General features: G+C 43.3%; 18 protein-coding genes. 6 read left to right on the top strand and 12 right to left on the bottom strand.

The features are described from left to right. Nucleotides 1-14 precede the first annotated feature (14 nt). The gene (gene porV, locus ACEN82_RS19175; protein WP_413321453.1) at nucleotides 15-1,184 is read left to right on the top strand and encodes a type IX secretion system outer membrane channel protein PorV; all 1,170 of its coding nucleotides are present in this window, start codon (nucleotides 15-17) and stop codon (nucleotides 1,182-1,184) included. Then, a complete protein-coding gene (gene ispF / locus ACEN82_RS19170; protein ID WP_413321454.1) occupies nucleotides 1,184-1,666 on the top strand; it encodes a 2-C-methyl-D-erythritol 2,4-cyclodiphosphate synthase in 483 nt (160 codons plus the stop codon). The genes porV and ispF overlap by 1 nt, the downstream gene beginning before the upstream one ends. A gap of 139 nt (nucleotides 1,667-1,805) precedes the next feature. Here ispF and ACEN82_RS19165 read toward each other — a convergent pair whose 3' ends face one another. From ACEN82_RS19165 to ACEN82_RS19135, 7 genes are all read right to left on the bottom strand, one after another. After that, nucleotides 1,806-5,261: a trifunctional glycoside hydrolase family 18/polysaccharide deacetylase/glycosyltransferase family 2 protein gene (locus ACEN82_RS19165; protein WP_413321455.1), complete on the bottom strand. Its 3,456-nt coding sequence runs from the start codon at nucleotides 5,259-5,261 to the stop codon at nucleotides 1,806-1,808. Between the two features lie 66 nt (nucleotides 5,262-5,327). Continuing rightward, nucleotides 5,328-5,507 (bottom strand): FeoB-associated Cys-rich membrane protein, encoded by a 180-nt coding sequence (locus ACEN82_RS19160; RefSeq protein WP_243770706.1) that lies wholly within the window; start codon nucleotides 5,505-5,507, stop codon nucleotides 5,328-5,330. A 41-nt stretch (nucleotides 5,508-5,548) separates the two neighbouring features. Next, nucleotides 5,549-6,742: an ATP-grasp domain-containing protein gene (locus tag ACEN82_RS19155; RefSeq protein WP_413321456.1), complete on the bottom strand. Its 1,194-nt coding sequence runs from the start codon at nucleotides 6,740-6,742 to the stop codon at nucleotides 5,549-5,551. 291 nt (nucleotides 6,743-7,033) lie between these two features. After that, nucleotides 7,034-7,861, bottom strand: coding sequence for a type 1 glutamine amidotransferase (locus tag ACEN82_RS19150; protein ID WP_413321457.1), 828 nt, complete (start codon nucleotides 7,859-7,861; stop codon nucleotides 7,034-7,036). A gap of 117 nt (nucleotides 7,862-7,978) precedes the next feature. Continuing rightward, the gene (locus ACEN82_RS19145) at nucleotides 7,979-9,076 is read right to left on the bottom strand and encodes a carboxylate-amine ligase (protein WP_090533867.1); all 1,098 of its coding nucleotides are present in this window, start codon (nucleotides 9,074-9,076) and stop codon (nucleotides 7,979-7,981) included. A 134-nt stretch (nucleotides 9,077-9,210) separates the two neighbouring features. Continuing rightward, nucleotides 9,211-10,368, bottom strand: coding sequence for an ATP-grasp domain-containing protein (locus tag ACEN82_RS19140; protein WP_413321458.1), 1,158 nt, complete (start codon nucleotides 10,366-10,368; stop codon nucleotides 9,211-9,213). 127 nt (nucleotides 10,369-10,495) lie between these two features. Further along, nucleotides 10,496-11,203, bottom strand: a complete 708-nt coding sequence (locus tag ACEN82_RS19135; protein ID WP_413321459.1) for an esterase family protein — start codon at nucleotides 11,201-11,203, stop codon at nucleotides 10,496-10,498. Nucleotides 11,204-11,340: 137 nt separating this feature from the next. Here ACEN82_RS19135 and ACEN82_RS19130 point away from each other — a divergent pair, with 137 nt between their 5' ends. The 4 genes from ACEN82_RS19130 (at nucleotide 11,341) to typA (ending at nucleotide 14,698) form a co-directional block, all read left to right on the top strand. Beyond that, nucleotides 11,341-12,156 (top strand): alpha/beta hydrolase, encoded by an 816-nt coding sequence (locus ACEN82_RS19130; RefSeq protein ID WP_495643999.1) that lies wholly within the window; start codon nucleotides 11,341-11,343, stop codon nucleotides 12,154-12,156. A 40-nt stretch (nucleotides 12,157-12,196) separates the two neighbouring features. Then, nucleotides 12,197-12,412 carry a type II toxin-antitoxin system VapB family antitoxin gene (gene vapB, locus ACEN82_RS19125; protein ID WP_090533860.1) on the top strand — a complete coding sequence of 72 codons (216 nt, stop codon included), beginning with the start codon at nucleotides 12,197-12,199 and terminating at the stop codon, nucleotides 12,410-12,412. Further along, a complete protein-coding gene (locus ACEN82_RS19120; protein ID WP_413321461.1) occupies nucleotides 12,412-12,795 on the top strand; it encodes a type II toxin-antitoxin system VapC family toxin in 384 nt (127 codons plus the stop codon). The genes vapB and ACEN82_RS19120 overlap by 1 nt, the downstream gene beginning before the upstream one ends. A gap of 91 nt (nucleotides 12,796-12,886) precedes the next feature. Further along, complete coding sequence (gene typA, locus ACEN82_RS19115; RefSeq protein ID WP_090533857.1) at nucleotides 12,887-14,698, top strand: translational GTPase TypA; 1,812 nt, start codon at nucleotides 12,887-12,889, stop codon at nucleotides 14,696-14,698. A 32-nt stretch (nucleotides 14,699-14,730) separates the two neighbouring features. Here typA and ACEN82_RS19110 read toward each other — a convergent pair whose 3' ends face one another. The 5 genes from ACEN82_RS19110 to ACEN82_RS19090 form a co-directional block, all read right to left on the bottom strand. Further along, nucleotides 14,731-17,541, bottom strand: a complete 2,811-nt coding sequence (locus ACEN82_RS19110; RefSeq protein WP_413321462.1) for a S8 family peptidase — start codon at nucleotides 17,539-17,541, stop codon at nucleotides 14,731-14,733. 98 nt (nucleotides 17,542-17,639) lie between these two features. Continuing rightward, on the bottom strand, nucleotides 17,640-18,470 hold the full coding sequence (locus tag ACEN82_RS19105; RefSeq protein ID WP_274989999.1) for a M57 family metalloprotease: 831 nt from the start codon (nucleotides 18,468-18,470) through the stop codon (nucleotides 17,640-17,642). 259 nt (nucleotides 18,471-18,729) lie between these two features. Then, nucleotides 18,730-19,203, bottom strand: coding sequence for an aspartyl protease family protein (locus ACEN82_RS19100; protein WP_373614960.1), 474 nt, complete (start codon nucleotides 19,201-19,203; stop codon nucleotides 18,730-18,732). Nucleotides 19,204-19,452: 249 nt separating this feature from the next. Continuing rightward, nucleotides 19,453-20,082 carry a response regulator gene (locus tag ACEN82_RS19095; RefSeq protein ID WP_495643998.1) on the bottom strand — a complete coding sequence of 210 codons (630 nt, stop codon included), beginning with the start codon at nucleotides 20,080-20,082 and terminating at the stop codon, nucleotides 19,453-19,455. Between the two features lie 73 nt (nucleotides 20,083-20,155). Further along, complete coding sequence (locus tag ACEN82_RS19090) at nucleotides 20,156-23,023, bottom strand: sensor histidine kinase (protein WP_495643997.1); 2,868 nt, start codon at nucleotides 23,021-23,023, stop codon at nucleotides 20,156-20,158. Nucleotides 23,024-23,175: the final 152 nt, after the last annotated feature.

The raw sequence follows: 23,175 nt of genomic DNA, 5'->3' as shown, positions 1-23,175 counted from the left end.
CCTAACTCCTACAAATGAAGTTTTTTACATTTCGAGGCCTTGCTATTATTACCCCATTTTTGTTGCCACTTGCTGCAGCTGCGCAAACAAATCCTAACGGAAGTAATATCAATGCAATTCCCACCGAAGTCCCTTTTTTAAATATTTCACCTGATTCGCGTTCGGGGGCTATGGGGGATGCAGGCGTGGCTTTGTCGCCGGATGTAAATGCGAATTTTTGGAATCCGTCAAAGCTTGCATTTTTAGAAAGTAATGATGCATTGTCTGTATCATATAGCCCCTGGTTAAGGCACCTTGTTCCTGATATCAGCTTATCATACCTGAGCTATGCCCATAAAATTGATGAGCGGAATACAATAGGCGCTTCGCTCAGGTATTTTAATTATGGTTCCATTCAGCTTACCGACGATAACACAAACGATCAGGGTACTTACACACCAAACGAGTATTCGTTAGATGCTTCATTTGCCCGTAAGTTTGGCGATAATTTTTCACTGGGCCTGACCGCCCGGTATATTCATTCCAATATATCAAGTATTTCGTTTGCCACCGGCTCAAGCCAGGCGGCAAAAGCCGGCAATGCTTTTGCCGCAGATGTTTCACTATACTACACGGCGCCTTATGGTGACGGCAACACTTTTGCTTTTGGAACACACATTTCAAATATTGGTACAAAAATCAGCTACAGCGATGTGGGCAACAAGTATTTTTTGCCGGCCAATTTGAAATTAGGGGTGGCTAACACCTGGCAGTTAGATGATGTTAATGAGTTTACAGCAACCTTTGACATCAACAAACTGCTGGTACCAACCCCGCCCCTCCGCGACAAAGATGGTAAGATCATTAAAGGCAAGGATGATAATGTATCGGTGCCGGCGGGTCTTTTTCAATCGTTTGGCGATGCACCGGGTGGTTTCAGTGAAGAGTTGAAAGAGATCAGCTTTTCGCCGGGTGTTGAATATTGGTACAACAAACAGTTTGCTGTACGGGCAGGCTATTTTTATGAAAACCCCAACAAAGGCGACAGGCATTATGTTACCATGGGTATTGGATTTAAGTACAGTGTTTTTGATTTTGATTTTTCGTACCTGGCAGCCAGCCAGCAAAATAGTGCCCTGGCCAATACTTTGCGCTTCACTTTGTCGGCAAATTTTGGCGGTACAACAAATGCTTCTAAAAGATAATGGGTAAAATTAAGGTAGGTTTTGGGTTTGATGTACACCAGTTAAAAAAAGATCACCCGTTTGTTTTAGGCGGGGTTAAACTTGAGCACCACGCTGGTGCTTATGGCCACTCAGATGCCGATGTATTGTTACACGCAATTTGTGATGCCCTGCTGGGGGCGGCAAACCTGCGCGATATAGGCTTTCACTTTTCAAATAAGGATGACAGATGGAAAGGTATCAGCAGCCTGGTCCTTTTGCAGCATGTAGTTGCCCTGATCAAAGAAAAGGGTTTCACAATCGGCAATATTGATGCTATGGTATGCCTTGAGGCTCCGAAGATCAACCCGCATATCCCTGCAATGAAAACCTACATAGCCGAAGCTGCGGCAATTAGCGAAGAAGATATTTCCATTAAAGCTACTACCAACGAGCAAATGGGTTTTATAGGTCGTGAAGAAGGTGTTGTGGCTTATGCGGTTTGTTTGATTGAAAGGGGGTAAGGAAGCAATCTGTAGTTACAAACTGAGGGCATAGTCGTCCGAAGTCTCCGACTTCGGACAGCGGAATTGAAAAGAAAATGCTATTCGAAGTCTCTGACGTCGAATCTGCTGTAGTTTGTAACTACAGGCTCTTTTAATTCTAACTATAATGTTTATACAACAAATACACAATCACCGCAACTATTGCCACGCCAATTACCATATATATCGGCTGCGCTTTTTTGTTTCCCGAACCATCAACTTTCACATTACCCGTACGCTTAAGCACTCCCCATCCGCTCAATTCGCCCTTCAATGCTTTTCGTAGCGATTTAAACAGCACGTAATACATTAACTGCCGCCACATAAAACGCTGCGGAATGATATAGATGAGTTTCTTGTAGTCTTCCTTTTCCATCCGGAAAGCGATGATACCTACTATAAAATCAACCACTACAAAGGCTACGTAATAAAGCAGCATCTTTTCGGGTTTTTCACCGAACAGGGCGAATAGCATCATCAAATCTGCCAGAGGGGAGAACAGCGGCAATATGATCTGGAAGATAAGGATGTTTGGCATTCCCACCATCCCAAAGAACTTGTACTTTTTGTTAAACAGCGCGTCGCGGTTTTTCCAGAAACTTTGCATCACACCAAAACTCCAACGGAAACGCTGTTTAAGCAACATGTTTATCGTCTCCGGCGCTTCGGTATAAGCAATGGCTTCGGCGCAGTTACGCACTACGTAGCCTTGCTTCAGGATACGCATGGTAAGGTCGCAATCCTCGGCAAGGGTATCATAGGTGAAGCCGCCGGCCCGGAAAATAGCCGATTTACGGAATGCACCAATAGCCCCCGGTACAACCGTAATACTATTGATGAGGTCAAACGCCCGGCGGTCCATGTTTTGCGCGGTGATATATTCTATCGACTGCCAGCGGGTGATGATATTTGTTTCGTTTCCAACTTTGACCGTTCCGGCTACAGCGCCAATTTCCTCATCGGTAAAGTAGGTCATGAGCTGGTACACGGCATCCGTTTTAAGTTGGGTATCGGCATCAATACAAACCACAAAATCATTTTGGGCATGGGTTATACCAAAGTTTAATGCTGATGCCTTGCCTCCGTTTGGTTTGGTTAGGATCTTGATGAGCGGATTACCTTTATAGGCGGATTCTACAACCTCAAATGTTTTATCTTTTGATCCGTCATCAACAAAAATAATCTCGAATGATGGATAATCGGTTTTAAGCAAGCTTTGTATTGTTGCTACTGCATTCACCTCTTCGTTATAGGCTGGCACAATAATGCTCACGGCAGGCATCACATCGGTATTACGATCAAGCTTTTTGGATTTTTTATCCACGCTTCGCTGCCTTACAGCCAAAATGCCAATAAGCACAATGCGGCCAATAGCCAGGAATATAGCCGACAGGAATATATAGATCAGCGCCCAGTTTATATAGTAATAACCATGGATAAAAACATCATAGGCGGGCCCGAAAATGCCTGTGCTTGGATCTGGTTTAATCGGCGGCATCAGATCATCCTTAGTTTTGCCCAGTACATCGGCAATGGTGGTAAACTGGTATCCTTGCGATTTAAAGTAATGAATGATTGCAGGAAGGGCTTTAACGGTCTCTTCACGGGTATCACCTCCTGCATCATGCAGTAATATCATCGATCCGTTATCTTTTTGCCTTATGGTGCGGGCAATAATACTATCGGCAGTTACGCCGGGCTGCCAATCCCAGGGATCGATAGATTCGCCGATGGTTATATAGCTTTGACGGCGGCTTTCTGCAACCGGAATAACCTCGGCAAGGGTTTGCGGCTCGGCATCGGCATTAAATGGAGGGCGGAACAAGATAGTGCTTCGGCCGGTTACCGATTCAATAAGTTTGCGCGTGGAGTTAAGCTCCAGGATCACCCTTTTTAAGCTGATGGTTGAAATATCGGGGTGGAAAAACGTGTGATTGCCTATTTCATAGCCTTCTTCGTATTCGCGCCGCAACAACTGTATGTTTTTTTCGGCCATGGAACCCACAACAAAGAATGCTGCCGGTACCTTTTCGGCTTTAAGGATATCTAAAATACGTGGGGTAAAATCGGGGTCGGGGCCATCGTCAAAAGTTAAAACTACTTTCTTAGGAGCATAACCATACCTGCGGATCACATATTTAGTGGGAAGTTTTATATAATGCTGATCGAGAATGGTAAATGTAGATGTATCCATTTTTACATTAATTACCCCGGTGGTAGGCGTGGTAATGAGGTCAAGCACCTCGCCATCACCATCGTAGTCAACATTTACACGGTTGTTTAAACCTACAGATGTAAGTTTCCGCATATCTACACCTGTCTTTTTCAATGAGTCTATCGACAGGTTTTTCTGGAAAAATGTCCACAAACGCGGATCTTCGGCACCTAAACGCCATAAAGCCACGCCACCGGTGGCCCAGTCGTCGGCCATGCGGATTACGTTAAAGTTTGTTGCCGCGTCTGTAAAGTAAATAGTATGGTCAAGGCTGTCCTTGTCCATATAAGTGAAGTGTAAATTTGCCGAATTTGGATCAAAGGTGATCTTGCTTTTTTGCTCTTCGGCGGTACTGATAGCCTGCTGATAACCTATAGTTTTACCTACACTGCCTTCGGGCCAGTCATAGGCCCCGCCTGCGAATGTTAAAATTATTTTTTCTGACGGAACTTTCGAACATACATCATCGAGGATTTGCTCAACCCAGCGCTGATTTGAAAGATCGCCGGCATTAGTTGCTTCATAATGTTCATCAATAGCCATGATGAACAGGAAATCGTTTACATGCTGGAGCTTTGTGATATCAAAGCTTTCATCCTCCGGCACTACGTTTTGAGTAACCAGGAAACCTTTGGCATGCAAGGTTGTATAAAGCTCATTTTGAAAGGCTATGTAATTTTTACTGTTGCGGTCCCTTAGCTCATCAAAATCAACATTGACTCCCTTCAACTTGTTTTTGGTGAGCGAGTTAGCTATGCTGTTAATAAAATTACTACGAAGTGTTTTATTGTTAACAATACGGTCTACATCTTTAGTATCATAGCCGCCGTGTGTGTTGTTGTAGTTTACGTAGTTTGACAGTGATACAATAATCGGCTTGTTGTATTTTTTATTGAGGTTCATCAGCCCGGTATCGAGCTTGGTTACAACGGTATCAGTTTTAGGTAATATAGAAAAGCCTTCGCTCACTACCATATCCAGGTGGCCAATATTCACCACCAGCGAGTTATAAGCCTGGGGTTCCCACGCACGATAAAAAGCGGCGTTTATACGGTCTTTATTGTTAGGTTGTTTAAGCTGGTGTAATTTTTTTGCCCTCTCAAGTGCTTCTATTTCAGATTTTTGAATTTTGAACGATTTGAACTTCGTTGACTTTTTTAATTGCTCGAGCTCCTCCCTGGTCATTTTTTTGGGCGCAGGGTTAAGGTTGGGAAGCTCGGGGTAATAGGTTGAGCGGATGGTAACAATAACGGCTATTATACCAATAATCAATGCAGCCAGTAGTACACGGCTCAACCATTTAAAACGGTTCCACCTACCGGGATTATCAGCCTGAAAAACTTGCTTGCTTGATGACATTAAGAAAAATTACTTTATTAAAAGTATAGGTTACTTATGAAGATTGTATGAAATAAGAATTGGCCATTATTTGGTGGTTTTTCCGGGTTCGATACCTGAAAAATCAACACCGCATTTGCAATTGCCGCCGCAGCTTTTTTTAGTAGTAAGCGCCCTGTACATCATACGGCCAATGTAAAAAACAGCGCCTGCAAAAAGTATCGCGATAATGATGATCTGCATATTCATAAAGACAAAATTAAGCATTATTTAATATATACGTACAGACAGGGTAATTAGTACAAAGTTTAACGGGGCATAAAAGCAACCGTGCCGCCAACCCAGTTGTAATCTTTATTATAACGTACGCCTATCATTTTTCCACGGCTTAACCGCGCAAGGTTTATGGCAAGTGTGGGTTTTTTATCCCCATCGGGCCAGAGATAAAGCAACCTGATCTCGGCCTTTACGCCGCCTTCCGGCGATTGTACAACAGGTTCGTAATTTACCTTTTCCTGTAAAATCCAGTTTTCAGGATCTGTAATAGTTGTTATGTCTTCCTTACTAATATCGATAATTACACCCTGACCCGCAAAGGAGAACAACGGTTTAAGCACATAGTTTTCCAAATTGGCAGGGATTTGTTCTAACTGGTGCAAAAACTGAGTTTTGGGAATGTAATTGCCTGTTAAAAAAGGCATGGTGAATTTACTGACCCGATAAAACCAGTTGGGATGAGTGATCCATTCAACCTCAAGGGGCTGCCTGATATCGGCCACTTTTGTAAAAATATCCGGATCACCGGCTATTTCATCGAAAATAAGACGATTGTAGATACGCTTAATTGGTTTCTTTTGATCGCCTGCCATGTAATAGAGCTTTTTGCCATCCTGGATCAGATCGCTCAACGATACCACCGGCGTACCAATGTATTTTTGTGTGAGATAAAAATCAACTGCTGTTTTTTGCTCTGGGGCGTTTACGTCCATTAATACAACTTCATCGGGCTGGTAAGGGCCAAGAATAGTTTTTTTGAGCAGATCGAGGTAACTTTCCTCCTTCAGTCCCCCAAAAAAGATGGTTTCATCCGCGGGGATATCATAAACCTCCTGATAAGTATCTCCCAGATGCACCTGGAAACTGTAAAGTGAAGGAAATCCCTGCAATTCAATAAGTTTTGGCACCATATTACCCTGCTCATCTTTACAGATCCCAAAATCAAGTGCGATAAAATGAGGATGATCATTTTCATTGGATACCCGCCAAAAATCAGGGATGGCCCCCTCTGTAAGTTCTTTGAAATTGGGCTTGAGGATAGTATCAACAATATCATTGCCGGCGGAGATAAGCTTATCACGGAAATCAGCAGTTAAAAAAACGGGTGTCTCTGCAACACGGAAAGGAACGGGTTCTTTTAAGTTATTATTGAGCTTATCCAGAAATTGAGCGTATTTCTCGCCGCTGAATTTTTCGTTAAATGTTTTCCTGGCTGATGGATTCATCGATAATTATTTTTAAATCAAAGTCATATTGAGTTTTAAATCCGTGGCCTCTAAAGCTGAAATGACATCTCCACGCCGTCATGCTGAACTTGTTTCAGCACCCCACAAGAAAGGTAGGCGATTTGCTTAGCATATGGCTTAGCAAGTGGGGTGTTGAAACAAGTTCAACATGACGATAGTTTATTAATCGGGTCATGCTGAGCCTGTCGAAGCATAGTGGACAGGGCCTCTGCGCGCGTCCTTCGACAGGCTAAGGATGACAGTCCCGCTACACAAAAATGAAATTACAGTTTATGTCACCCCCAACGCACTTTCAACCGCCATATCCAAAAAATTAGGGATCAGTGTACGCTGAGTATACGTTATTTTATCCGGGTCGTCGAGGCGTTCCAGCATCTCATGGTATTTAACTTCTCCGTGTTCGCTGATGACTTCGCCCTTTTTTTCTTCGCGAAGCAGCATCCCCTTCATTCCTCCGGCATCGGCCTCGGGGTGAAATTGTGTGGCAAAGAAATAATCGTTATACCTGATGGCCATCATCGCCCTTGGCAAATCAACATGCGGCCGTTCTTTTTCTATAGCCACCAGTTGCATGCCCAGCTCTTTAAAGCGTTTTTCATCCGGGTTGATCACCTGCCAACTACGCGAATCAACAGCGTAAAATGGTTCGGCTAAACCTTCAAATAATGGCTCATTTAACCCAAGCCCGGTTTTATTTACCGGCAGTACGCCAAACGACGGCGAGCGCCGCATATTGATATCGCCCAGCTTGTAATGGCGGCACATTAACTGAAACGAGTGGCACACAAAGAACACATGCTTTTTGTTGCTGTTGTGAGACAGGTTATGATCTTCCAGCTTATCAACCAGGTTAAAGTATTTCTTCTCCCATTCGGTACCTTCTGTTTCCAATGGATTACCCGGGCCTCCGCTCGAAATATAAATATCAAAGTTGAGATCGGCCATTTCACATTTACGGCGTACATCAAAGATCTGGTAAGTTAAATTTAAGTTGTGTTCAGCCCTGTAACGTTTTAAAATGTCCTGGAAACCGCGCATCCCCTCGTTCGCTATCCCATCATACAAATCAAGTATGGCTACTTTTATTTCCGGTTTCATATGCACCCTCTAAATGGCCCCCTAAAGGGGAAGACTTTTAAATTTTTGTTTGTAATTAAATATTGACAGCCCTGCTCATTAAAGCCCTCTCCCTTTAGGGGAGGGTTTGGGTGGGGCTTACAACCCTTTCAAAGTTTGTGAGGTGATATAATCCACCACGTCGGCAAAGTTATTGTTTTGCTGGTAAATGGCCAGCTGCCTGTCGGCGCCGGTACCGTGCTCCAGGATATTGTGTACGTATTGCAGGTCATCGCGTGAGCCAAGCTCATCAACTACATCGTCTACAAAATCAAGTAGTTCCAATATTAACGATCGGGTATTCACCTCCATTTCCTTACCAAAATCTATCATTTTGCCGTCGATACCGTACCGGGCTGCACGCCATTTATTTTCGTTAATGAGCGCGCGCGAATAGTTAATAAACTTCATGTTTTGCGCCCTGAGTTTGTATAACTTGGCACATAAAGCCTGGAATAGGGCCGTAAACGCAATGGTTTCATCAACCAGCATCGGGCAGTCGCAAATGCGAAACTCAATAGTTTCAAAAAAAGGATGTACCCGGATATCCCACCAGATCTTCTTGGCGTTATCGATGCAATTGGTTTTTACGAGCAGCTTTATGTAGCGGTCATACTCCTCTATACTGCTAAAATAATCGGGGATACCAGTACGCGGAAACTTATCAAAAACCTTGGTACGGAATGATTTGAAGCCCGTGTTTCGCCCTTCCCAAAATGGTGAATTGGTTGAAAGGGCATACACATGCGGTAAAAAATAGCGTACCTGGTTGGCAATATGAATAGCCATATCGCGCGACTGGATGCCAACATGCACATGCAAACCAAAAATGAGGTTGGAACGGGCCGCCTCCTGCATCTCATCCACAATTTCAAAATACCTGGGGTTATCGGTAATCAATTGATGCTGCCAGTGCGAAAACGGGTGTGTACCCGCGGCGCCAATCCGCAGACCAATATCACCTGCCAGTTGCGCTACCGTGGTACGAAGCTTACTTACCTCCTTGCGGGCTTCCTGGGTATTGCGGCAAATATGTGTACCCACCTCAACTACAGCCTGGTGCATTTCGGCTTTCACCTGGTCTTCATGGATCTTTTGCGCGGCATCCACAATTTTTTGCTCATGCGATTTTAGCTCCCGCGATACCGGGTCAATCACCATAAATTCTTCTTCAACACCTAAGGTAAATTCGTTCATAATTGGTTAGGGTTATGATATTTCAAATCCCCTCTTGAGAGGGGGCGCGTTGGGTTGTGTGATAGCAGGGGTGTGTTTCTGCGAGCGATAACACACCCCTACACCCCTCTCAAGAGGGGAATCGCACATGCCCTTTATTTCTTAGCCGCTTTTTTGGGCTTAGTCACTGCTTTTTCTTTTACAGCGGCTGCTTTTGCGGCGGGTTCTTTCACTGCTGCCGCTTTTGCTGCGGGTGCTTTGGTTGTTTTGGTTTTCTTCGGTTTGCCCTCGTCTTCAATAGCATGGTCAACCACAGCCACGGAAACATCTGCTTTAACAGCCGCTTTTTTTGCAACTGCTACCAACGGCATTTTTGCTGCCGAAGTTTTTACAAATTCGCCCCAGGTAAGGTTGTCTAAGCCGTCTTTTTGTTTTTTTGCGCGTTCAATGGCATAATCGGCAGCGGTTTCAACCACCCATTCAAAATTTTCCTGGCCTACGCTGGTTACTTCAGCATCGGGAGCAGGGTTACAAAAATCAATAGCGTAAGGTATGCCATCGCGAACGGCAAACTCCACTGTATTAAAATCGTAACCTAAATATTGGTTTAGTTTTATCACATAATCTTTAATGGTGTCCAATAGCTTTTTAGATGCAGGTACTTTACCATGCTCATAGCGCAGGTGGTGCGGGTTACGCGGCTCATACTGCATAATGCGCACATGCTTGCCACCAATGCAATAGCAGCGAAAGTAATCGTCAAAAACAACCTCTTCCTGCAGCATCATTACATACTGTTTGGTTTTATCGTATTTGCTGAAAAAATCTTTCTCATTTTCCAGTTTATAAACTTCTTTCCAACCGCCGCCGTCAAAAGGTTTCATATAGGCTGGGAAACCTACATAGTTGAAAATGCCATTCCAATCTAACGGGTAGGCCAGGTTGCGGAATGATTTATTGGTGGTATCATCAGGAAGTTCCTTTGATGGCAGAATTACGGTTTTAGGTACAGGCACTCCAATTTTTACAGCAAGGGCGTTGTTGAAAAACTTTTCGTCGGCACTCCACCAAAATGGATTGTTGATTACGGCTGTACCGCAAATAGCCGCATTTTTTAGGGCCGCGCGATAGTAAGGCACATCCTGCGAAATGCGGTCGATGATCACAGCATAGTCAAGCGGTTCGGCCTGCATTACCTTATCGAGCCGCACAAACTCGGCACTGATGCCTTTTTCTGCTTTTTGGTTCACGCGGTCAACAAATGCCTGCGGAAATGAATCTTCCTGTCCGAATAAGATACCGATTTTTTTCATGATAGTAGGTGTTTATATGTTTGTTTTTCTTTGGGTTTCAGGTTGATGTAAATGTTGCTCTTTATTTTTCCATTTTTTAAACTCTTGCCTTTTATTTTCTTGTTTCTTGAATCCTGATCTCTTGTTTCTATTTAATCGTTGATAAATAATGCGGGAACATTTCGCGCCAGATGGGCCAGTCGTGATTGGCAAAGGGCCGGATATCCAGCCAGTGTTTAATGTTTTTTTGTTTTAAAATGTTTGAGAGCTGGATGTTATATCCTTTGCATATGTCATACTCGGATGTGCCGAGAACAATGTTCATTTGCCAAAGGTCATGATGGTTGCTGCCCGGCAAAAAATCGACCGGGTTATTATAAAAAATATTATCATCATAATAACCATCGGTAAACATTTTAATATCAAAGGCCCCGCCCATGGTAAACAAATGCTTCACCTTTTCAGGATGTTTGAACGCGAAATTGGCGGCATGATAGCCCCCAAAACTACAGCCGGCGAGAGCTACCTTGCCAACACCTGTTTCATGCATGGCCCAGGGGATAAGCTCGTTTACCAACATGCGATCATACCCTGCATAGGTTTTAGCCCTGTCGGCCGGGTGTATGCCTTTGTTGTACCAGCTGCGGTCGTCGATGGTATCGGGGCAGTAGATTTTTACCAGACCATTATCAATAAACCATTTTACACTCTCGATCAGGCCGAAATCTTTGTTTTGATAATAGCGGCCTTTGGTAGTAGGGAAAACGATCACAGGATAACCGCGGTCGCCGAATACCAGCATTTCGAGGTCGGTGTTGGTGTTGGGTGAATGCCAGCGGTGAAATTTTTCGGTCAAAGCTTGTAGTTTTTATAATGACTGTAAGTTAGGAGGTTTGTTTGAAAAAGGCAACAGCCTGATAATATTAATCCTTAGCCGCCAAAAAGTAAAAAGTATAGCTTATTTTTGCGCCCTTAATTTTAATTTAGAAAGAGATGTACCCGGGCTGGCTTGATACTGAAATGACGATAACCGAACAAGAAATAAATATAACCTCGGCACTGCTGGAGCGGGAAGTGACCTTAACCATCTTGAAGCCGGAAGACAGTGATATCGCCGAACCGCTAAACCTGCTGCTGCTTAATGACGGACAGGAGCTTGAAAACCTCGGATTAAAAACCACGCTCGAAACATTATATAATACCAATCGCCTTAAGCCGCTGCTGATCGTAGCTATCCATGCCGGAGATAGCCGCCTGGATGAATATGGCATTGCTGGTAAACCCGATTTTAAAGGCCGGGGTGCCAAAGCAGGTGTATATACACAATTTATAAAGGAAGAACTATTGCCTCAATTACTACAATTAACCAGCTTTACTGAATTTGATGCAACGGCCTTTGCAGGCTTTTCGCTCGGCGGTTTATCCGCATTTGATATTGTTTGGAATAATCCGGCATTGTTCAATAAAACCGGCGTTTTTTCCGGTTCGTTTTGGTGGCGGGGAAAAGACCTGACCAAAGGCTATACCGACGCCGACAGGCTTATGCACCAGGTAATCAGGGAAACCAAAACCAAACCGGCTATCAATGCCTGGCTGCAAACCGGCACTAAAGATGAAACCAGCGATCGAAACAAAAACGGCATTATTGATGCCATTGACGATACTATCGACCTGATCAAAGAAATGGAGATGAAGGGCTTTAAACGCCCTGAAGAAATTCAATATGTTGAAATAGTAGGAGGCACCCATGATCCCGCTACATGGGGCAAGGCGATGGCCAAGTTTTTGGTTTGGGCTTTTGGGAGATAACGTATAGTTTTTGTAAATTAGCTTAATTAAGTTTAAGAACATGGTTAGTGCTGCACTTATAAAAAAGCTTGATCAATTGCCCCCTGATTTACAAACTCAGATAGAGAAAGATGTGGATAGGCTTTTGAAAAAAATTACTAATGCTGAATTGGTAAACAGTGATCAAACCATAAGAGGATATGGAAGTTTAAAAGGGAAAATTTGGGTGTCGGAAGACTTTGACGAACCGCTTGAGGATTTTAAAGATTATATGTAATGCAATTGCTTATAGATACACAAGCAATTCTTTGGTTTCAAACTTCTCATGACAGATTATCTAAAACAGCCAAACAATTAATTGAAAACCCCGATAACCAATGCTATATAAGCATGGCATCACTATGGGAGATGGCTATCAAGGTTGCTTTAAAAAAGCTTAATATCGAAATTGGTTATGAAAATTTTTATAGCTATTTAATAGGGAAGCAATTTGAGGTTCTTGATATAACACCTTATCATTTAAGTAAATTAATATCTCTGCCTCATTATCACGGAGATTCTTTTGACCGCCTCATTATCTCGCAGGCTATCTCTAAAAATCTTACCATCATTTCGGCTGATCAACACTTCAAAGCCTACCCGGCAAGCGTACTTTGGTAAACTCAATGTTAATTCTAAACAATAACCGCTAAACGCTTTATAATCTCATAATTTAACCTTACCTTTGCGCCAAATTTAGAGAGGCATTTTCATGCAAAAAATCAGAAATATTGCGATCATCGCGCACGTTGACCACGGTAAAACTACTTTGGTTGATAAAATCCTGCACAGCTGTGCCATTTTCAGGGACAATGAGCAAACCGGAGAGTTAATCCTTGACAACAATGACCTTGAACGTGAGCGTGGTATTACCATCGTTTCAAAAAACGTATCTGTAAGGTATAAAGATGTTAAGATCAACATTATTGATACCCCTGGTCACGCCGATTTTGGTGGCGAGGTTGAGCGTGTATTGAAAATGGCCGATGGTGTATTATTACTTTGCGATGCTTTTGAAGGCGCTATGCCTCAAACTCGTTTCGTAACTCAAAAAGCTTTGGCTTTAGGCCTTAAGCCAATTGTGGTTGTAAACAAAGTTGATAAAGAGAACTGTCGCCCTGAAGAAGTTTACGAACAAATTTTTGAATTATTCTTCAACCTTGAAGCTACCGAAGAGCAGCTGGATTTCCCGGTTATCTACGGTTCATCAAAACAAGGCTGGATGAGCACCGACTGGAAGAAACCTACGGAGGATATCTTCCCGTTGATGGATGCTATATTAGAAAACATTCCTCCGGCCCCTATCGCCGAAGGTACGCTGCAAATGCAGATCACTTCGTTAGATTATTCATCTTTCGTAGGCCGTATTGCTATCGGTCGTGTAGCCCGTGGTACAATCAAAGAAAACCAGCCGGTATCTTTGGTAAAACGCGACGGCACTATCCAAAAATCAAGGATCAAAGAACTTTACACTTTCGAAGGTTTGGGTAAAGTAAAGGCTACCGAAGTAAAATCTGGTGATATCTGCGCTGTAGTTGGTATCGACGGTTTTGATATCGGTGATACTATTGCTGATTTTGAAAATCCTGAGCAATTAGAGGTTATCAAAATTGATGAGCCAACCATGAACATGTTGTTTACCATCAATAACTCGCCTTTCTTTGGTAAAGAAGGTAAATTTGTTACTTCACGCCACGTACGCGACCGTCTGTACAAAGAGATGGAGAAAAACCTGGCGCTTAAGGTTGTTGAAACCGAGTCGCCTGATTCATACCTGGTTTATGGCCGTGGTATCCTTCACTTGTCAGTGCTGATCGAAACTATGCGTCGTGAAGGTTACGAGTTACAGGTAGGACAGCCTCAGGTTATCGTTAAACACATTGATGGTGTTAAATGCGAGCCGGTTGAAACCCTTATAGTTGACGTTCCTGCTGAAGTTGCCGGTAAGGTAATTGAATTGGTAACTCAACGTAAAGGAGACCTGTTGATCATGGAACCAAAAGGTGATTTACAGCACTTAGAGTTTGAAATTCCTTCACGCGGTATCATCGGTTTACGTAACAACGTATTAACTGCTACTGCCGGTGAAGCTATCATGGCGCACCGCTTTAAAGCTTACGAACCATGGAAAGGGCCAATCCCTGGCCGTTCAAACGGTGTATTGATCTCGATGGAAAAAGGCAACACAACTGCTTATGCAATTGACAAACTGCAGGACCGTGGCCGTTTCTTCGTTGATCCGGGTGTTGATATTTACGAAGGTCAGATCCTTGGTGAGCACATCCGCGATAACGATTTAGTGATCAACGTTGTTAAAGGTAAACAATTAACCAACATGCGTGCATCAGGTAGTGATGATAACGTTCGTATCGCACCGGCTATCAAATTCTCGTTAGAAGAATCTATGGAGTATATCCAGGCTGATGAATACATCGAAGTTACACCGCAAAGCATGCGTTTACGTAAAATCTACTTAACCGAAAACGAGCGTAAAGTAAACGCTAAAAGGTTTGTTAATCAATAAATTTCAATAAACAAGTATATGAAGCCCTTCGGTTAACCGGAGGGCTTTTTACTTATCAGCTTACCATTATAAACTACTTTGCCATTTAGTTCGATGGTATAAACATACACGCCTGCCACGAGATTTACGGGGATACTGTTTTGTAATTCATTGATGTTTTTAACCAGGGTTAACTTACCATCGATGCTGTATAGTTTAAATTCGTAATTATTGATATCGCCGCTGATGATATTGATCTGGCCGGCAACAGGGTTGGGGTATATAACAAATTGGTTGGGCTGTAAATAAACAGCATCGGCTATGTTGGAGTAAATGATATCGCCGTTAATTGTGATGAGTTTTGCCCGGTAATATTGTTTGCCCCTCCGGGGATTATTGTCGGCGTATATATAATCTACCGCTTTACTAACCGGGATGGTATTTAAAGTAACGTATTGGCCCGTAGCTGTTGTTTTTTCCCATGTGATGGATTTAAGATTATAAACACTGCCCAACTGCAGGTTGAGCACAACGGTATTGTTAACTACGTTTGCCAATAATGTTTTTACATAGCAGCCAACCCCCTGTGTGGTAGCATTAATGGTATAACTTTTTATGCCCTCAAAACCACCGCCTGTAGCGCTCACCGCAAAATAAGTTGAAGTCTGTTGTTGCGCGGGTATGATGATGCTGGTATCAGCAGTTGATACAAGTTTTTGAAGCAGGTTATCTTTAATAGTATAAACGCTGTAGCCTATGCTGCCTGGCTGGGGTTTCCATTGCAGGAGTGTGCCGCTGGCGCAATTATATCCTATATCAAGTGTTAAAGGTTTTGAAATACTGAATTCCGCACTGGTAAAAGTTTGCCCCCCGATATCCATTTTAAGCATGGTTTTGGTAAAAACATCGGGCGTTGTCCAGGTATAATAGCGGTTTTTAAGGGTGGCATTATTAATGGCCTGCCAGGTTTGGCCATGATCATAGCTAACGCTTATTGTACCCGATGCGGTATTGAATGAGCTTTGCCATCTCAGGTAATTATCCTCGCCGGCAAAAAGCTGGTCGCCGGCCGAGGGGTAGATCCATTCGAACCGGTTTGAAATGATCTCCTGGTGGGCAACATGAAATTTTTGAGCACCGGCAGTAACCCTCCTGCCCTTAACATGCACCATATATATGCCAGTCACGGGGTTTTGTAAACTTATTTGTTCTGTATTGTTTAATATATCCACTCGTCTTTTTGCCGGGGCAGATAAGGAATCGGCAGAAGGGAAGCTGCTAAGCACCCATGGTAAAATTTGCTGCCCGGATGGTGTGGTGACGGTAAGATCGAGATCATTTACCAAAGCCCATGGTGCGTTAACGGCCGCCGCGGGGTCATTCCAGGCCAACGAAACTTTAAGCTCACTGCAATTTGCTGGGACCGTTATGGAATAGTCTGTTTGTGTAGCATTGCTGACCGAGCCGGTAAAAGTGCGTTTTTCATTGATGGTGCGTAATGCTTCCAATGCATTCAATGAACCATAGCCTGTTTTATGGCTGGGACCGGATAAGCCTGTTTCATCGGCCGAGTTAATGAGTACACTTTTTATAAGCGCGGCAGATGGCAGTTGTTTATATTGTGTTTTATAAGCTTGCTGCAGCAAAGCTACCGTGCCTGATGCCAGGGCTGCCGCGCCAGACGTACCATCTTCACCATCCGCGATCAATTCGGGCTTGATGCGGCCATCATATGCCGGTCCTGCTGAACTTAAGGATTCGGGGACACCCGTCCTGCCGGTGCCGCCAACCACCAATACATTTTTAGCCTGCTTAAAGTCGCCCGAGAGGTTGGCTACCGCGTTTATACCGCTGTAAACCCCGCTTTCAGGTGCAGAAGTACCGATATTGCCCGATGAAAATACATGAACCAGCGAATCATTTTCAAAAATCTGCTGATCATAAGCGGCGCTTTCGGCTCCGTAATAATTTTCAATGCCGGTACCATATGAATGGTTTTGTACCGAAATCCTGAATGATTTAAAAATGGTAGTGCTATCGGGCATTAATTGTGCAAAAGATGATGAGGTGAAATTTACCTTAGGAGCAACTCCCAGGCCTTTGATATATGAGTTGCCGTTGCCGCCTATGAGTGTTGCCATGGTGGTAGCGTGTCCTGATGTGATATCGGATGTTTTGAAGGATGTGAAGCTGCGGCCTAACAGGTCGAGATCATTATCATAGCGGTCTTCTTTTACCGAAACGTTAATGCCGGATCCGGTTATACCCGGAAAATTAGCGCCTATGGCCGACATGGTATTTAAACCAAGATCAATATCGCTAATGGCAAGCTCTGCATGAGGTTGGCGCACCTCATTGGCAAATAATATATAGTCCTGCCGAAGTAAGGCAGGCAGGTTTTCTAATTTGATGTTAAGACGTATTAGGTTGCCGGTTTGGCCTGTAATGACTCCTGATTGTTGGATGTGGTTGATAACCGTGTCATTGACAGCGGTAGCCGTAACCTCAATGGCTTGTGTACGTGCCGGATGCTGCTTCCAGTTCTTCGCAAGGTTATCCGAAGCTTTCCAGATGGAGGAAGCGGCGCTGTTATTTATAATATTAGCATCGCTTTTGATAGCCGAGGCTGATGATACTACATAATAGTTATAGGAAACCCGTTTGATGATATTGTATTTCTGGTTATCGATATGTGCCGGATCTTTAAATTTTACAAGGTAATACTGGTTGGAATTTTTTTGCGGAGATAAAGATGTTGCCTTATAAAGTGAAACAATTGCCTCGTCGCTCATGTGTTTTTGTGACCATGACACTTTAAAGCATAAAAAAAGGAGTAATACGGTAACAGGTAGTCTTTTTGTCATAGGCGGTAGTGTGATCAAACCAATAAAGGGGAGCTGCAGCATCCCCTTTATTGATAAAGCTATTTAGTTGAAATGTAAAAAAACAACTATAGGCGCTATTAGTATAAATAGTTTAACGCTATCTGATCGTTGGCATTAAACGTACGGTCGGTACCGCTTGAGCAGGCTAACATCCATGAGCCGGCATCTGCCTTGGTTGGTGTGCCCGGAATGTTGATAGCGCCTATGCCTGCCGAACCTTCGTTTACATGTCGGCCGCCGCAGCTGAACGCGCGGTTCATATAGTCGGTATGACGGAAACCGATACAATGGCCCAACTCGTGCTGAATAACTGATGTTACATAACCCAGATCAGGGTTAGTGCCATAAGCCTGTTCGTTGGTGTTCATCTGGATTTGGCTATACGGGTCGCCCGATGAAGTAGGGAAGCCTGATGAACCTAAAGTGATATAACCGCCGCTTGGGCCCTCGTTAAAGCCGATGATATCGATTGTGCCGCCACTGCTAACCATTTGAAATTTAAGCGTGAGGTTTAAAGCATTGTAACGTGCAACCGCCGCGGTAGCCGCGTTAAGGTAAACAGTAGGCAGGTTTGTAACTGATACGGTTACTGTCCTGGGCAGATTTTTAACCAGGTTTGTGGTACGGTACTGCTCAACATCGGCAATTCTTAAGGTAGGGCTGGTGCTTGCTTCGGCTAAATTAGCTTTAGTGAGCAGGATATCTCCTTCAACAAGATAGCCATCGCCCTGCCTGCGCACTTCATCGGTGCTGAAGCCTAAGTTTGTAATACTTTTCAGTACATCATCCGGAATAGCGGTTGGGCTGGTGGTTGTAGTTTTTGCAGCCTTGTCTTTTGAACAGGAGAATAGTACAGAGATCCCGACAAGCACGCTTAGTCCGATCCCTAATAATAGTTTTCTTTTCATTGTTTTCGTTACGTTTTAGATGTAAAAGAAGAATTAATTTCAGCAGCCGGCCAGCGCTATTAACTTATACGCAATATATAAATAAAATGTTATGGATTTATTAATAGAAAATAACAAAAAAATATTCTTTTTAGGAATTATTGTCTTTTTATTCGATTGATATCGAAATTATAATTGTCATTTTGACTATTATGCCAATTATAGCTTTGTTATAACCGAATGGGTATTTTTGGAGCAAACCCTTGTTGATTAATTAAAATTACCTTCGAATATATAAGGCCCCGCGTAAGCTTGACAAAGGCTTTTTTAGTTTCAGTACCCGTTTCCCATAGTCAATAACGGCTTTATATTTCATTAAAATATCTCCGCCCAAAACACCCAATACCTGCGGGTACCCCATTTGGCCGTAGGCGACATTAATGGTGGAAAGATCAAGCACAGCTACTTCAAATTCGGCGATAGGCAAGTCGCCGATGTGCAGGTCGCTGACTGTTGCTGTAAAAGATTCCATGGTATTAGTGCCGAGGCCAGTGGAGAGTTTATCGCTGGCTAAGATGTTCATGGTTTCATTGGCTTCGGAAAGCACCGTTTGATCAAAAGCGGTTTTTGACGCGCCGGTATCCAGCACCATAATAAAAGTTTTTTCAAACAGCATAACTTCAACCAGCGGGTGGAAACCATCGTCATGAAGGTCGATAATACGGAGCGGGACAGATATAATCATTGCAGGCATGCCAATTACAGATGTGCAAATGTGCAGATTAAAGCAGTGATTATTATTGATCCTGTTAGAAAAAAAATCCGGCAGTAGTTTTAGGATTTAATTAGATGGCATCTTTCACGGTGTGATCTTTCAATTGTGATAAGGTTTAGGCTTTAAAGATCACCAACAGGGAGTTAATTTTAACAACGCCTTTTAGTTTCTTTATAACGCTAAATTAGCGTTAACCATTAAGCCCTGCAATACTGAAAAAGTGGTATATCAGATTGCGCGAAATTTATTAATAGCTTCTACTTTATTTTGTACCTGCAGTTTGATGTAGGTATTGCGGATGTGTTTTTTAACGGTTCCGGTAGAGATATCGAGGCGATCGGCGATTTCTTTGTACTGGAGGCCGCGGGCCAGGTGGTTAAGTACTTCAACCTCGCGGTCCGTGAGGCTTTCGGCAGCAGGGGCAGGCGGTTTATCGGCGTCGGCATTGAATGATGCGATGACCCTTCGCGAGATATAGGCGCTCATGGGCGAACCGCCGGCCGCGATTTCGATAATGGCGCTCCTGATCTCATCGGCCGAAGATTCTTTGAGCATATAGCCGGTTGCGCCGCTCTTTAAGGACTCAAAAATATTGGTATTGTCGTCGTTGATAGTGCACATCAAAAATTCGGCATCCGGCACAAAGGGCTTGGCCCGCCGTATAAATTCAATGCCCGACATGCCTTCGAGGTTTATATCCACGATAAAGATATCCGGTTTAAGCTGGTCAATTTTTTTTAATACGGCTTCGGCATTGGAATAAGAACCAATTAAAGTTACACCGCTCATATCATGAATAATCTGTTCCAGCCCGCGCCGGTAATGTAAATTATCCTCTAACAAAACTATCTGGAGCATGCTTTTCGGTAAATATAAAATGCTAATTTCCTAAATTATCCCGGCTTTCTTTATACCTATTATGGGGTATACGCTAAAGGTTCAGTTTAAGGCCGATGGATGTGCCTTTACCGTGGGCGGTATCAATTTTCAGTTCGGCGTTCAATCTTTTTGCCCGCGTGTGAATATTCCGGATGCCCATGGTTTCGTGCTTGCGCACATCAGGGTCAAATCCGCGCCCGTCATCACGGATGCTGATCTGCAGCCGGTTTTTGTAAAGATTGATTTCCAGAAACGCGTTTTGTGCCTCCGAATGTTTGACAATATTGTTTAATACTTCCTTAACAAGGAGGTATACCTGGCGCCTTTTTTCGCCGCTGATGGTAACCGGAGTTTCACTGACGGAGGCATTTACATGGAGGTCAATATTGCTGTATTCAAATATTTTAATGGCTTGTTTATGAATAAAGCCGGCCAGGTTGCTTACTTCGTCGTTTTCGGCATCAAGGCTCCAGATAATTAACCTTACCTGGGTAGATATATCGGTAATGGCTTCATGAATAGCGTCAATCTCCTTAAAAGCCGGCTGATCGGCCGTTTTGCGGCTGAGTAATTCGGTCCTGAGCTTAATACCGGAGATGCTTGCCCCTAAATCATCATGCACCTCACTGCTGATGCGCTGTCGTTCGCGCTGAAGGGCAAGGGCATTTTCATAGTCCTTTTTTTGTAAGCCGATGATGGATTGATAATATTTCCGTACCAACAGGAAAGCGATGATTATGGCACTTAATACAGCCACCACCTGCAGCCATAGCTGTTGGTACCATAAAGGCATAACGTCAAATTTAAAAATGAGCGGCTGGCTTAACTGGTTAAAACGGTCGGCAGCCAGGGCTTCTAACTCATAGTTTCCGGGGGGCAGCAGGTCGAACCGTTTTTCGCCGGAAGGTGCGACGCTCCAATTTTTATCAACCCCCTTAAGCCTGAAGCGGTATTGTATTTTGCCCATGCTTTTGTAGGATAGGGCAACGCAGTTAAATACAACAGGCCGGCCGTAAGTAAAGCTGTTTTGAGTACCGGGTATCCCGTCATTAATCAACACCGGTTTAGGCAGGCCCGTATTCCCTAAATTTTGAGTAACGGCTATGCCCTGATCGGTGGCTATATAATAATCATGGCCGTTCTGCACCACATCGGCAACGTTATCCGAGGGGAGCCCGTTACTGGTATTGAGTAAACTTATGCGGTAATTTTGATAATGATTATAGAAGCTGATAATGCTTACACCGTTTGCGGTGCAGACCCATAGTGTATTGTCATCTGTCCATACCAGTTTACGGATATCGCCTGAAAAAATAGCAGGAGATCTAAATTGAACAATTTTTTCGCCGGCCAGCAAAAACACCCCCTGAGCTTCGGTGCCTATCGCGCATACATCATTATTTGATGCCAGGCTCTTAACAACATTTATTCCTTTATTGGCTAATATTCGAATAGAGGAAAACTTGTCAGTGTTCCCGTAAGGTACAAACTGGTATAACCCGTAAAGCGAGCCTATGAGCATCTTACTCTTATACCATGTAACAGATGTCATACGTATGGGCTTAAAATTGTACCCCTCTTGATGTTTCAATTCATCTGTTAAAACGCCAACTGCATTTTGTGTAAGGAAATACACTGTGTCGGATCGTGCAGCAATTCCTTTTATCGGACCATAAAAAATTTTTACAGAATGCCATGACAACGGGTTCTTATTCGAAATATCTAATCTGAATATACCATTATCGGTACCTATAACGAGAGTGTTGCCCGGGATTGTAAGCAGATTGGTTATCCGGTTAAAGTCAGACCGGTTTTGATTCATAGTTATAGTGCCAATCGGCGGCGTTTGATTTGCGCCAAGTTTCATATAACTCAGTGTGCTTAAAACATGCCCGGTAAAAAGGTAACCTCCTGCAATGGCCAGTTTTAAAACATCTTCATTGGCCAGCCCGCTTTCTTTGTTAATGATTTTTATTTCGGGATTGGTACATAGAAAAAAGCCTTTGTCATAGCTGCCAAACCATAAATTATTTTCCCGGTCAATAACCGTGGCTGTAGTGATGTTATTATTAAGGTAATTTTTCCGTTCGCCGGTAAGATAGTTAATAATGTAGGTGCCCTGTTTTACCGTTGTAACGGCAAACGTATTTTTGCCGGTAAGGTATACTGAAGTTACATTCCCGGTAAAAAAGATTTTACTGAGCGGGATGATCCCGGTTTTTTGATACCGATAAACACGTACCCAGTCTTTAGTTATCAATAACAAATAATTTTGCTGTAAAGCCAACCGGTAAGGTTTGGTATTGTTATTGGCGGTTTGAAAACTTAGCTGGCCGGCCTTAAGTTCTTCTTCGAGGATATCAAGATCATTTTCAGACAGGATGATCTCTTCTCCGTCAGAACCATAAATATACCCGTTCAAATGCCGGATAGCATGTCTTTCCGATTTCAATTCCTCAAAATGGTAAACTTTGGTACTAAGCCTGTAATTTACACAGAGCTCATTATAACGGTTAAAAAAGAAATTGGCGAAGGGTAATACGGTTACTTTTTGAGGCGAATTAAGCTTATGTATAAGCCCGTTTTCATAATAACAAACCCGGTAGTTATTACAGTAAAAAAAGATCCGGTGATAATTATCCTCGGCAATCCTGAAACACTCATTGTTTTCCAGCCCGTCAGCCGATGTGAAGTTTTTAAAGTGCTGTCCGTCAAACCTGCTTACGCCTTTATCGGTGGCCAGCCAGATAAAACCCCTGCTGTCCTGCATTAAATAGTTAACCCTTGAACTGGGCAGGCCATCAGGGGCGCTATAATTTTTCAGGTAAACTAACTGATATGGAATGTCGGCACATACCCGGCCCGGGAATAGAAACAGCGTTAATATTAAAAGTTTAAAAAAAAGGCTTTTTAGCGGCATTCTATAATTTGTATCAATTTAACATCGCTGCTTTTATCAATATGCAATGATACGGTGTATCGCTTTGTTTTGTTGTATCACCGATAAATTTAAAAAGAAATGATTTGTATTGAAATACAGTTTGAAAACGGCGAGGGAGCCGATCCAGTGTA

Source organism: Mucilaginibacter sp. Mucisp73, assembly GCF_059491465.1.
This window is presented reverse-complemented; position numbering and strand designations above follow the sequence as displayed.

Excerpts from the sequence above, each read along its gene's own strand:
- porV (WP_413321453.1), top strand. The coding sequence starts at position 15 with ATGAAGTTTTTTACATTTCGAGGCCTTGCTATTATTACCCCATTTTTG.
- ispF (WP_413321454.1), top strand. The coding sequence starts at position 1,184 with ATGGGTAAAATTAAGGTAGGTTTTGGGTTTGATGTACACCAGTTAAAA.
- ACEN82_RS19165 (WP_413321455.1), bottom strand. The coding sequence starts at position 5,261 with ATGTCATCAAGCAAGCAAGTTTTTCAGGCTGATAATCCCGGTAGGTGG.
- ACEN82_RS19160 (WP_243770706.1), bottom strand. The coding sequence starts at position 5,507 with ATGCTTAATTTTGTCTTTATGAATATGCAGATCATCATTATCGCGATA.
- ACEN82_RS19155 (WP_413321456.1), bottom strand. The coding sequence starts at position 6,742 with ATGAATCCATCAGCCAGGAAAACATTTAACGAAAAATTCAGCGGCGAG.
- ACEN82_RS19150 (WP_413321457.1), bottom strand. The coding sequence starts at position 7,861 with ATGAAACCGGAAATAAAAGTAGCCATACTTGATTTGTATGATGGGATA.
- ACEN82_RS19145 (WP_090533867.1), bottom strand. The coding sequence starts at position 9,076 with ATGAACGAATTTACCTTAGGTGTTGAAGAAGAATTTATGGTGATTGAC.
- ACEN82_RS19140 (WP_413321458.1), bottom strand. The coding sequence starts at position 10,368 with ATGAAAAAAATCGGTATCTTATTCGGACAGGAAGATTCATTTCCGCAG.
- ACEN82_RS19130 (WP_495643999.1), top strand. The coding sequence starts at position 11,341 with ATGTACCCGGGCTGGCTTGATACTGAAATGACGATAACCGAACAAGAA.
- vapB (WP_090533860.1), top strand. The coding sequence starts at position 12,197 with ATGGTTAGTGCTGCACTTATAAAAAAGCTTGATCAATTGCCCCCTGAT.
- ACEN82_RS19120 (WP_413321461.1), top strand. The coding sequence starts at position 12,412 with ATGCAATTGCTTATAGATACACAAGCAATTCTTTGGTTTCAAACTTCT.
- typA (WP_090533857.1), top strand. The coding sequence starts at position 12,887 with ATGCAAAAAATCAGAAATATTGCGATCATCGCGCACGTTGACCACGGT.
- ACEN82_RS19110 (WP_413321462.1), bottom strand. The coding sequence starts at position 17,541 with ATGACAAAAAGACTACCTGTTACCGTATTACTCCTTTTTTTATGCTTT.
- ACEN82_RS19105 (WP_274989999.1), bottom strand. The coding sequence starts at position 18,470 with ATGAAAAGAAAACTATTATTAGGGATCGGACTAAGCGTGCTTGTCGGG.
- ACEN82_RS19100 (WP_373614960.1), bottom strand. The coding sequence starts at position 19,203 with ATGCCTGCAATGATTATATCTGTCCCGCTCCGTATTATCGACCTTCAT.
- ACEN82_RS19095 (WP_495643998.1), bottom strand. The coding sequence starts at position 20,082 with ATGCTCCAGATAGTTTTGTTAGAGGATAATTTACATTACCGGCGCGGG.
- ACEN82_RS19090 (WP_495643997.1), bottom strand. The coding sequence starts at position 23,023 with ATGCCGCTAAAAAGCCTTTTTTTTAAACTTTTAATATTAACGCTGTTT.